Here is a 10,206-nt window from a genome sequence, read left to right as displayed (position 1 = left end):
AACATCATTCTGAAATCAGGACAACTTGCTAATACATTGGTTTTCCAAAAAGATGACAAAGTCTATATACTATCCTTTGAAGGCGACGAAGAAACTATTGATGATTTCATTACAAACATGAAAGATACTTGGAGTCTTGATAGCAAGGGAGCAGTCAGCGAATAATAGTTTAAAAAAACAAGAGGCCTATTTATTAAGACTCTTGTTTTTTCAGTGTAGAAGCTAATTATGCTTCACAAAAAGATTGTAACTAATCAAAAAACGTTCGACTACTATCAAATCCAATCAAAAAGACTTACAAAAATTTGTAGGTCTTTTCTTGAAATCCGAACGTTAGAAAATCTTTTTTTGATTTTACTTGACATTTTCTGAAATAGGAATATGATAAAGTGTGAACAATGTATAAGTAAAATTTGTGCGTGTTCGAAAATAATAGAGCGTTGCATCCGTAAGTCAATTTGACACGGCTCTTAAAAAACAAAAGGAGAAAGAATGAATACTTATATCCAAAAGAAAATCGCAAACATGAAGCTGACGCTTTCTGAAATGTCTGGTGGCTATAAACGAATGGTGACTAGTATGAAGAAGCTCGGCTTTTCTGGTACCTTGAAACTTATCTGGGACGATTTGTTTGCTCATCGCAGTCTAGGTCAATGGGTTTATCTCTTGATTCTAGGGAGTTTTCCGCTTTGGTTGGAGCTGATATATGAACATCGCATCGTGGATTGGACGGGGATGATTTGCAGTCTGACTGGGATTATCTGTGTAATCTTCGTTTCTGAAGGACGGGCTAGCAATTACCTCTTTGGTTTGATTAATTCTGTGATTTACTTGATTTTGGCTTTGCAGAAAGGCTTTTATGGAGAGGTCCTGACGACTCTTTACTTTACCATCATGCAGCCGATTGGGCTATTGGTGTGGATTTACCAAGGCCAGTTCAAAAAAGAAAAGCAAGAGTTTGTTGCTCGTAAGCTAGATGCCAAAGGATGGACAAAATATCTATCGCTCAGTGTGCTTTGGTGGTTGGTCTTTGGCTTGATTTACCAATCTGTGGGGGCTAATCGTCCTTATCGTGATTCAATCACAGATGCGACAAATGGTGTAGGGCAAATCTTGATGACGGCTGTTTATCGTGAACAGTGGATTTTCTGGGCAGCGACCAATATTTTTTCTATTTACCTCTGGTGGGGTGAGAGTCTTCAGATTCAAGGGAAATATTTGATCTATTTAATCAACAGCTTAGTCGGATGGTACCAGTGGAATAAGGCTGCTAAAAAAGCATAGTCCTATAAACGGAAAAGAAATCGGATGCGACAATGTCTCTCTTTCCTTTCGTCCTAAAAATATGGTAAACTAGTATTAGTAAAATTTATTAGATTTAGGAAGGAATGACCATGAAAAAGAAGTACTTTCTGCTCTCCCTGATAATCTTAGCCGGCCTCTCCCTGTCCTCTTGTAGCCTTATTAAGAGTTATAGCAGTCGGAAAGCATCTGATTCTTCCAGTCGAGTTTCCCTGAGAGATGACAGCGATACAAGTAGTAGCAGTCGTAAAGAAAAAGATTCGTCAAAGACTACTGGTACGCAGCGGGTTGGCTCTGATGATTATGGCTATATCAGTATTCCTGATAATTGGATTAAGTTTACAGACGTAGATGGTGGCGATAGCGTCCAGTATACGGATGGAAGTGGCTATAATATTGTCACGATGAACGCTTATACAAAAGAAAAAGCCAATATCGGAGAAGGTGAAGAATTCAACGCTGAAACCATTGCCCAACGTATTGCTTATCACTGGAAGGATAATAAGGAAGTCGATGATTTTTGGGGAGCAAAGAGTACCGTAGCTGGAAATGAAGCCTTTCAGATTAATGTTGTTTTAAAATCCACTCAAAACCTAACGGTTTGGGTCTTCAAACAAGGCGATAAGGTCTATATGATGTCCTTTGAAGGCGATGAAGACACTCTGTATGAATTTATCCCCTATATCGAAGAAACTTGGAGCGTCAGCAAGGACGGTGGAAAAAGCATTTAGCGACAGCATTTGATGAGTGCTCTCTAAGTTCATAAAAAGCAAATCTGGGACTCGTTCTCAGATTTTTTTGTTAGATGGGATATCTAATATTCTTTGAGTTTGATAAGATTTAAGAGGGCTCATTTTATGATATAATAAAAGCAATTTGAATACAGAAAGAAAAATATATGACCCAAGAAATCGACCTTGAAAAGTACCATCAGCTAGCTTTGCAGAAGCAGAAAGAGCATCGAAAATTTTTAGCCAGTCTCAAGAAAAAGCCACCAAAAAACCTAGATAAGATTGCCCAGCAAATCCATGATGAGGTCTTTGAGGAGATTGACTGTACAGCCTGCGCTAATTGCTGTAAGACTCTGGGACCAGACTTTAAGGAAGCAGACATTGTCCGTATTGCCAAGTATTTCAAGATGAAGCTGCCGGCTTTTGAAGAGGAATTTCTGCAGGTAGACGAAGACGGTGACAAGGTCTTCAAAGCCATGCCTTGTCCTTTTTTAGGTGGAGACAATCTCTGCTCGATCTACGATGTCCGTCCAAAGGCTTGTCGAGAGTTCCCTCATACAGACCGCAAGAAGATTCATCAGATTAATCATCTAACAATCAAAAACACCCTGACTTGCCCAGCGGCTTATCTTTTTGTGGAGAAGCTACGGGATAGGTTGTAGAATCCCCCTCTAAATCTTGTACAAAAATTCTAGGGCGGGAGTATCTTAGATCTGTTAGACTATAGTTAGAATTGAATACGGCCTAGAAGCTATGTGAAAAAGATAAAATTTCCTCGGAGCAGGAGCCTTTCCCTTAATTTTCCAATTTTCACTTTGCTTTTAACGGCCTTAGTATCTTTTATGAGGTGAAAAAGAATATGATGCATCAATTCAATCGAACCATGGAATATCTAGAAAGTAAGTTGGACGCAGAAGTGGATTTACAGCAATTTCAGCAACTTTCGGGCTATTCTTATGCTCTCTTCAGCAGGCTGTTTTCCATCCTGGCAGATATGACTCTAGCAGAATACTTACGCAATCGCAGGCTGTCAGAAGCTGTGACGGACTTGCGGGAAAGCTCTGATAAGGTTATTGACATAGCGATGAAATACGGCTATGAGTCTGCCGATGCCTTCAGCTCAGCCTTCAAGAAATTCCATGGTGCGACTCCCTCAGAAGTTCGAAATGGAAAACCATATCGGGTCTTTCCTAGACTTCAATTATCCTTAAAGATTACAGGAGGAAAGAACATGGATATCAAGATTCAAAAGAAACCTGCTTTTACCGTGGCAGGCGTCCTATTGGAAGCTATTGACAATAGCCAGTGCCCATCCGCTTGGGAGCAGCTCTATGCCAATCACAGCTTTGAAAGTTTGGAAAGTCTGGGCAGTGGCCGATTCTTTGGCGTCTGCTCGGATGTCAAAGAAGGCGAAATCATTAACTATATGGCCGCTTATGATGTGACGGATAAAGCTAAAGCAGAAGAACTAGGTCTGTCAATCAAAGAAATCGCAGAAGCGGAATATGCCATCGTACCAGTCAAAGGGGCAATCCCCGCCAGTATCCACCATGCTTGGAAATATGTCTTGGAAGTCTTTTTCCCAGAAACTGGCTATCGCCACTCAGGAGCACCAGATTTTGAAGTTTACACTGAGGGAGACATGTCTTCCCCAGACTATCAAATGGAACTCTGGATACCAGTGGTGAAATAAAATGGTGCTTGGAAGTCATTTTTTAGGTGTTGATTACAGAGGAGGATGATGCTATGCAGATGTATTTTGGGGACGTTTCTCTTTGTTATACATATTCACTTGCGATGGTGCTGCATTCGTATGGTTATGATGTTCGCCCTGAGTTTTTGGAAGCCATTATGGTAATGGGAAATGGCGCTAGTATTGTAAAGGAAGATGAAAAACACCCCTTAGTCTTCTTTGATAATGGAATGCCAGATAGTTCTATCAGCCATTCTTTAAACATTCTGGGTTTTACCTATGATGAATACTATATAAAGGATTCTAATACAGTGGATCTTCTCTCTATCAGAGAAATGTTAAGTAAGTTCTTGCTCAGCGGACCATTTGTTCTTGGCCCTTTAGACATGGGGTATCTGACTTATAATCCCAATCATATCCATTTGTATGGGGTGGACCATTTTGTTTCAGTTTATGATTTAGATGATGCGTTTATCTATTTCCATGATCCAGCGGGCTTTGCTTGTATGAAAATGAGTTTCTCAGAATTTTCGAAAGCCTGGGAAGCTAAAAATATCGACTATAAAAGAGGTTCTTTCTCCATGTGGGGAAACTTCAAAAAAATCAAATCTCCAACTTCCAAAGAGATTTATCAGAAAACATCTATGTTGATGAAGCAACAATATGAAGACGGCGAGGAGAATGTGATAGCAAGATATGCTAAGTCGGTAGCGGACAATGGCTTGAATGAAGAACAAAAGCATCTTCATCAATACTTTAGCTTCAAATTAGCTTCTATCAGAAATCTATACATGAGCAACTTCTTAAAAGAATACGATTCTGTCAGATCAGAAATAAAAGAAAATTTAGCAAGATTGTTCGGCCAAGCTCATCTATTTTGTATCAAGCAAGATTATCAAAAACTGTCAGAAGTCTTGTATGATATTGCAGCGCTAGATAATAAGTTTAGAGATTTGTGTATTCACTATAAAGAAGAGTAGAAGAAGTGAGAAAAACGAAGATGCTGTTTGATAATGTAGCAGGATCGAAAGAAGGGGCACTTGACTATCAAAAGGATCTCTGGATACCAGTGGTTAAATAGATTAGAAACCAGCCGTTCATTTTCGATCGGCTGGTTTTTGTGGCTTGTGGTATAATGAAGCTACTACAGTTATAGAAAGGACTTCTACCTTGTCATACAAATTTCTACTTTTCGACCTTGATCATACGCTGCTGGATTTTGATACGGCAGAAGATATTGCGCTGACTCAGTTTTTGAAGGAACAGGGCGTGACTGAGATTCAGACTTACAAAGATTATTATATTCCCATGAACAAGGGGCTTTGGCGGGATCTGGAGCAGGGTAAAATTACCAAGCCGGAGCTTGTCAACACTCGCTTTTCTCGTCTTTTTGCCCATTTTGGCATTGAGAAGGATGGCGCCGAGTTAGCCCTTCTCTATCAGCAGCATATTGCTCAGCAAGGACAAACTTACGCTGGTGCTAGCGAGTTGTTGGACAGTCTGACAGAAGCTGATTATGAGATTTACGGAGCGACCAATGGCATCACGGCTATTCAGACTGGCCGCATGGCCAATTCCGACATTTCTCCTTATTTTAATCATATTTTTATCTCGGAAAAGATGGGGACTCAGAAGCCTGAAGCTTTATTTTATGAAAAAATAGCAGAGCAGATACCAGATTTTGACCTGTCTCAGACATTGATGATTGGAGACTCCTTGACAGCTGATATTGCTGGCGCTAATAATGCTGGATTGGACTCTATCTGGTACAATCCCAAGCAGCTAGAAAATGAAAGTCTTTTTCAACCGACCTATACCGCCTATTCTTATGACGACATTATCAGACTTTTGGTTCCATAAGGAGACTGTAAATGAAAAACTATTGTTCTTTTAAACAAGAAAGACTAATCTAAAAAAATTTTAACTCTGTCAAGAAAAAAACTTGACAGCTGTTTTTAATCTGCTATAATAGAACATGTGCTTAATAGCTTTGCTATTTCACCAAAAGAAAAAAATAAAGAAAAGAGACCTTAATAATGGCAGTAAAAATCCGTTTGACTCGTATGGGTTCTAAGAAAAAACCTTTCTACCGTATCAATGTTGCAGACTCACGTTCACCTCGTGACGGACGTTTCATCGAAACAGTTGGTACTTACAACCCACTTGTAGCTGAAAACCAAGTGACTTTGAAGGAAGACCGTATCCTTGAGTGGTTGGGTAATGGTGCACAACCTTCTGATACTGTACGCAACATCCTTTCAAAAGAAGGCGTATTGAAGAAATTCCACGATTCAAAATACTCTAAATAATAGAAGCGTAGGTTGACATATGGACACGATTGAAAATCTAATTATTGCGATAGTGAAACCTTTGATTTCACAGCCAGATGCCTTAACTATCAAGATTGAGGATACACCTGAATTTTTAGAATATCACCTGGATCTTGATCAGAGTGATGTTGGACGTGTAATCGGTCGTAAAGGTCGTACTATCTCCGCTATAAGGACGATTGTTTACTCTGTCCCAACCGAGTACAAAAAGGTTCGCATCGTCATTGATGAGAAATAAGAAGCAGCGGGGCTATGTGTCCCGTTTTTTTTATTTCTCTTAGCGAACTGAGTGCGCAGCTCTCAAGTGAGCTTAGGGAAATTGATGCCCAGCAAAGCGTGGGTACAAGCCCCTTAATGAAATAAGCCGTTAGGCGCAGTTGAATTTAGGGGAATTGATGCAGTTCGAGCGTATGTGAGAACTAGACACTTCATTTAAGAGAAGAACGAAATGCAGGGGCGAGTTAAGGGAAACTCGAAGCCGGAGGACATATGAAGCCAGAAGATTATGCTTGGAACGCTCATGAGCGCAAGTGTTATGAGAATAGCCAAGTGATTTTACCGAGCCCATACAAGCTGAAAATCCTGGATGATGGTGAGAAGAGATTGGAATTGGAGCTTGTTTTGGAGGAACTTCCTCAAGGGAAACTGGCTCGATGGGCTATGAAAATGGCGTCAAGCTTTATAGCTTTGATAGATGCGGAAGATGAGTCTGAAAAGCAGAAGATTTTGACTCAGGTAAGAGCGATTTTTCAGGCTCGACTTGATGGTAGGGCATCTGCCTATGAACTAAGGCAGGCTGGTTTCTTGGCTAACAAACTGTCGCAGCAAGCCCAATCACAAATCGGTAAATATGCTGCGCGTGTTTTTGCCCAAGGAGTCGCAACAGGCCACATGCGGGGCCATGCTATTGTCGCAGCGGATTATGCCATCAAAGTCAGAAATTTGCAGAGTCCAGATGATATGCAGCGGGCTGTCAAGGAAAGAGAAAGACAGATAAGGATAGCCTCTGCGTTTATTAGATCAGGAAAGGAAACTTTATGAAGCATTTATTTTCACGCTTGTCACCAGCGCAAAAGATTATCTTGTCTTTTCTTCTGGTGATATTCTGTGGCTCCTTGCTACTCAGTCTGCCTTGGGTGCAGACGGCTAGTTCCCAAGCGGGCTATCTGGATCATCTTTTTACAGCTGTCTCGATGGTCTGTGTGACAGGGCTTTTTACTCGATCGGTTGTGGATACATACAATGTCTGGGGGCAGCTCCTTTGCATGTTACTGATTCAGATTGGTGGCTTGGGCATCCTGACCTTTATCGGTTTTTTCACCATGGAAAGTCGGAAAAAGCTCAGCCTCAAGGATCGCCGTATTCTGCGGGATAGTTTTAGTTATGGTCACAATCGTACCTTAGGTCAATTTGTCCGTTCGATTTTTATCACGACTTTTAGTATCGAAGGACTTGGTGCGCTCCTTCTCATGATTCGCTTCATTCCCAAGTTTGGTCTGAGAAAAGGGATTTTTAATTCTATCTTTTTAGCCGTTTCTGCATTTTGTAATGCGGGCTTTGATAATTTTGGCAATGATAGCCTACTAGGCTTGCAGACAGATGTTTTGGTCAATATCACCTTGGCTCTCCTCATCATTACCGGAGGACTGGGCTTTATGGTCTGGTTTGACTTGGCGACTAAATTGGGAGGAAAACAGAAGGGGCTGCACTTTCATACTAAGGTAGTCTTGCTGCTGACTGCTGGTCTCCTCGTTTTTGGGACGGTCACGAGTCTCTGGACGGAGTACAATAATCCTGGAACGATTGGCAATCTTTCCTTTGGCGATAAGCTACTGGTCAGCTTTTTTCAGACAGTCAGTATGAGGACAGCTGGCTTTGCTTCCATTGATTATACAGCTGCTCGTCCAGTAACCCTGTTTATCTATCTGCTCCAGATGTTTCTGGGAGGGGCTCCGGGTGGTACAGCGGGCGGTCTGAAAATTACGACCTTCCTAGTTCTTTTTCTTTTTGCTCGAAAGGAAATCCTGGGCTTGCCTCATACCAATATGGGACGGAGAACGCTGTCTCCTCAGCTAGTGCAGAAGGCTTTTGGTGTGACAGTGATTTTTCAGCTGACATTTCTGCTTGGTCTTTTGGCTCTTGGGCTAGTGACCGATAGCAGTCATCGTTTTATTTACCTGATATTTGAGACTGTGTCGGCATTGGCTACAGTTGGTGTCACGGCCAATATCACTACCAGCCTCAATACAGCTGGTATGATTGTGATTATGTTGCTAATGTTTATTGGACGGGTGGGGCCGCTGACTCTTATGGTCAGTCTCAACCATTATCAACCGAAGAAGGCTGCAACCTTGCATTACAGCAAGGCGGACATTATGATTGGATAGGAGAAAAGAAATGGCAAATCAAACAGTTGGAATCCTCGGCTTGGGGATTTTTGGACAGAGTATCATTGAGGCCTTGATTTCTCAAGATGTAGAAATCATTGCGATTGATAATCACGAAGAGACAATCAATCAGTATGAAGACATGATTGCCGTTGGTGTGATCGGGGACATTACTGATATGGAGCTTTTAGAGGCGGCAGACGTTGGGTCCTGTGATACGGTCATCGTAGCGACGGGAGAAAGTCTGGAATCCAGCGTCCTAGCGGTCATGCACTGCAAGGCATTGGGCGTTAAAAATGTCATTGCCAAGGTCAAAGATGAAGTAACTCAGCAGGTGCTAGAAAAGGTGGGAGCTGATCTGGTTATTCTGCCTGAAGTGGAGGCTGGTATTTCATTGGCCAAGACTATTCTCTTGAACCATTCGATTGAGGTCTTCCAGCTGGATGACGATGTAGTAGTGGCTGAGTTTGAACTGCCTGCTAGCTGGGTCGGGAAAACGGTCCGTGAAGTAGATGCTCGCAGGCTTTATCATCTTAATATTATCGGCTACCGTCTGACAAAAAATCAGCCTTTGGAAAGCAAGTTTATTCCAGACTTTGTTTGGCCAGAAGGCGTCAGCATTATGGCTGTGACTGATAACCAGCATTTGGATAATTTACGTGAAATAGTGAGTAGCAGCTAGGATAATTCCTCTTCGGTGGGGGCCAACCGATTCTATCTAGGCATTCGGCACCTTTCTATTATATGAAGAAAAAATGGATACATAGGAGCTCTTTCAGGGCTCTTTTTTGAAACCAGTTGCAAAATTTATTATACTATCACTAGAAAAGGAGTGATTTTATGAGCTTAACCAGCCAGATCATTACAGCAGTTTTCCAGATTTGTATAAGGTAGAAGCCTTGAATAATGAAGGTTTCCCAGAAGAGGAAAGGATACCGCTCAGTGAATTTTTACGATATGAGGAACAGGAGGATGCTAATTTTTTCGCCTTTTATCATGAAAAGGAATTTGTTGGTTTTGCCTTTGCCATCTCCAACGCGCAAGCCTTTTATGTTAGTTTCTTTGCTATTATGCCCCACTTGCGCAGCCATGGCTATGGCGGTGAAATCATCGAAAAGCTGGTCAATTTCTATCAGTGAACCATGCTTTTAGAAATCGAGCGCCTAGATGAGCCGTGTGATAATCTTGAACAGCGTCAGGCTCGCTGGGAATTTTATAAAAGCAAGGGTTTCCGCTCGTCGAATGCATTTCTGGAATATGAGGATCTTAGCTTTGAAATTCTTTATCGAGGGGATTCTTTTGACAAAGAATCTTTTTCGATACAAAGTCCTTGCCAGCCTTCCTCGCACTCATCCCAGTAGAAAAAGCGCTCCAGATTTTTAGGTCTGCCAAATAGTTTAGCTATGATTTTGGCTATTACAGGAATGCCCGTATTTTCCGGTAGCTCAATATAGGGGCCTTGACTAAAGTATATTAAGGCATTGTTGGGTTTTTTCCTTCTGCCGTATTCGACGACAAAACCCTTTTCTTCCCATTCCGTGACCGCTTCCTGTAAGTCTTTTACCTTGTAAATCAGATGGCCGCTTCTCATCATAGTAGCCCCTCCTTTTCACATTCTGCCTTTACCTTAGCATAGATTTTTAGGAAAAACAAGCCTTGAAATTAGCCTTCATTCACAGTGCAAGCAACTGCCTCTTCTAACACGAATCTTGGTTGAATATGAAAAATTATTGGTATATAATTTTTGGTATTGGGGTGTCCTT

General features: G+C 41.5%; 12 protein-coding genes and 1 pseudogene. 12 read left to right on the top strand and 1 reads right to left on the bottom strand.

The annotated features are described in order from the left end of the window. Positions 1 to 492: 492 nt before the first annotated feature. The 12 genes and pseudogenes from pnuC (at position 493) to K4H96_RS07685 (ending at position 9,804) form a co-directional block, all read left to right on the top strand. The gene (gene pnuC / locus K4H96_RS07740) at positions 493 to 1,284 is read left to right on the top strand and encodes a nicotinamide riboside transporter PnuC (RefSeq protein WP_002895303.1); all 792 of its coding nucleotides are present in this window, start codon (positions 493 to 495) and stop codon (positions 1,282 to 1,284) included. 104 nt (positions 1,285 to 1,388) lie between these two features. Then, positions 1,389 to 2,033, top strand: coding sequence for a hypothetical protein (locus K4H96_RS07735; protein WP_223313007.1), 645 nt, complete (start codon positions 1,389 to 1,391; stop codon positions 2,031 to 2,033). Between the two features lie 167 nt (positions 2,034 to 2,200). After that, a complete protein-coding gene (locus tag K4H96_RS07730; protein ID WP_002904626.1) occupies positions 2,201 to 2,695 on the top strand; it encodes a YkgJ family cysteine cluster protein in 495 nt (164 codons plus the stop codon). Positions 2,696 to 2,892: 197 nt separating this feature from the next. Then, positions 2,893 to 3,726: an AraC family transcriptional regulator gene (locus K4H96_RS07725; RefSeq protein ID WP_223336950.1), complete on the top strand. Its 834-nt coding sequence runs from the start codon at positions 2,893 to 2,895 to the stop codon at positions 3,724 to 3,726. A gap of 53 nt (positions 3,727 to 3,779) precedes the next feature. Next, a complete protein-coding gene (locus K4H96_RS07720; RefSeq protein WP_061591708.1) occupies positions 3,780 to 4,706 on the top strand; it encodes a cysteine peptidase family C39 domain-containing protein in 927 nt (308 codons plus the stop codon). A gap of 190 nt (positions 4,707 to 4,896) precedes the next feature. Continuing rightward, the gene (locus K4H96_RS07715; RefSeq protein ID WP_061591709.1) at positions 4,897 to 5,586 is read left to right on the top strand and encodes a YjjG family noncanonical pyrimidine nucleotidase; all 690 of its coding nucleotides are present in this window, start codon (positions 4,897 to 4,899) and stop codon (positions 5,584 to 5,586) included. A gap of 176 nt (positions 5,587 to 5,762) precedes the next feature. Beyond that, entirely contained in the window at positions 5,763 to 6,035 is a 273-nt protein-coding gene (gene rpsP / locus K4H96_RS07710) for a 30S ribosomal protein S16 (protein WP_002895310.1), read from the top strand. Positions 6,036 to 6,054: 19 nt separating this feature from the next. Further along, positions 6,055 to 6,294, top strand: a complete 240-nt coding sequence (kphA, locus tag K4H96_RS07705; protein WP_002895313.1) for an RNA-binding protein KphA — start codon at positions 6,055 to 6,057, stop codon at positions 6,292 to 6,294. Positions 6,295 to 6,545: 251 nt separating this feature from the next. Next, complete coding sequence (locus tag K4H96_RS07700) at positions 6,546 to 7,097, top strand: putative immunity protein (protein WP_002909605.1); 552 nt, start codon at positions 6,546 to 6,548, stop codon at positions 7,095 to 7,097. Next, positions 7,094 to 8,443 carry a TrkH family potassium uptake protein gene (locus K4H96_RS07695; RefSeq protein WP_002909606.1) on the top strand — a complete coding sequence of 450 codons (1,350 nt, stop codon included), beginning with the start codon at positions 7,094 to 7,096 and terminating at the stop codon, positions 8,441 to 8,443. Before K4H96_RS07700 ends, K4H96_RS07695 begins: the two co-directional genes overlap by 4 nt. 10 nt (positions 8,444 to 8,453) lie before the next feature. Beyond that, positions 8,454 to 9,125, top strand: a complete 672-nt coding sequence (locus K4H96_RS07690) for a potassium channel family protein (protein ID WP_223336949.1) — start codon at positions 8,454 to 8,456, stop codon at positions 9,123 to 9,125. Positions 9,126 to 9,283: 158 nt separating this feature from the next. Continuing rightward, a pseudogene (locus tag K4H96_RS07685) lies at positions 9,284 to 9,804 on the top strand (GNAT family N-acetyltransferase). Here K4H96_RS07685 and K4H96_RS07680 read toward each other — a convergent pair. Further along, positions 9,726 to 10,037 carry a VOC family protein gene (locus K4H96_RS07680; protein ID WP_223336948.1) on the bottom strand — a complete coding sequence of 104 codons (312 nt, stop codon included), beginning with the start codon at positions 10,035 to 10,037 and terminating at the stop codon, positions 9,726 to 9,728. The pseudogene K4H96_RS07685 and the gene K4H96_RS07680 overlap by 79 nt on opposite strands. Positions 10,038 to 10,206: the final 169 nt, after the last annotated feature.

The organism is Streptococcus sanguinis (genome assembly GCF_020729765.1).
In the GTDB taxonomy this organism is placed as follows: domain Bacteria; phylum Bacillota; class Bacilli; order Lactobacillales; family Streptococcaceae; genus Streptococcus; species Streptococcus sanguinis_Q.
The sequence above is the reverse complement of the archived record's forward strand: the minus strand, read 5'-3'. Positions and strand labels throughout refer to the sequence as shown.

Coding starts and splice junctions, on each gene's coding strand:
- pnuC (WP_002895303.1), top strand. CDS start 493: ATGAATACTTATATCCAAAAGAAAATCGCAAACATGAAGCTGACGCTT.
- K4H96_RS07700 (WP_002909605.1), top strand. CDS start 6,546: ATGAAGCCAGAAGATTATGCTTGGAACGCTCATGAGCGCAAGTGTTAT.
- K4H96_RS07730 (WP_002904626.1), top strand. CDS start 2,201: ATGACCCAAGAAATCGACCTTGAAAAGTACCATCAGCTAGCTTTGCAG.
- rpsP (WP_002895310.1), top strand. CDS start 5,763: ATGGCAGTAAAAATCCGTTTGACTCGTATGGGTTCTAAGAAAAAACCT.
- K4H96_RS07690 (WP_223336949.1), top strand. CDS start 8,454: ATGGCAAATCAAACAGTTGGAATCCTCGGCTTGGGGATTTTTGGACAG.
- K4H96_RS07725 (WP_223336950.1), top strand. CDS start 2,893: ATGATGCATCAATTCAATCGAACCATGGAATATCTAGAAAGTAAGTTG.
- K4H96_RS07680 (WP_223336948.1), bottom strand. CDS start 10,037: ATGATGAGAAGCGGCCATCTGATTTACAAGGTAAAAGACTTACAGGAA.
- K4H96_RS07735 (WP_223313007.1), top strand. CDS start 1,389: ATGACCATGAAAAAGAAGTACTTTCTGCTCTCCCTGATAATCTTAGCC.
- K4H96_RS07695 (WP_002909606.1), top strand. CDS start 7,094: ATGAAGCATTTATTTTCACGCTTGTCACCAGCGCAAAAGATTATCTTG.
- K4H96_RS07720 (WP_061591708.1), top strand. CDS start 3,780: ATGCAGATGTATTTTGGGGACGTTTCTCTTTGTTATACATATTCACTT.
- kphA (WP_002895313.1), top strand. CDS start 6,055: ATGGACACGATTGAAAATCTAATTATTGCGATAGTGAAACCTTTGATT.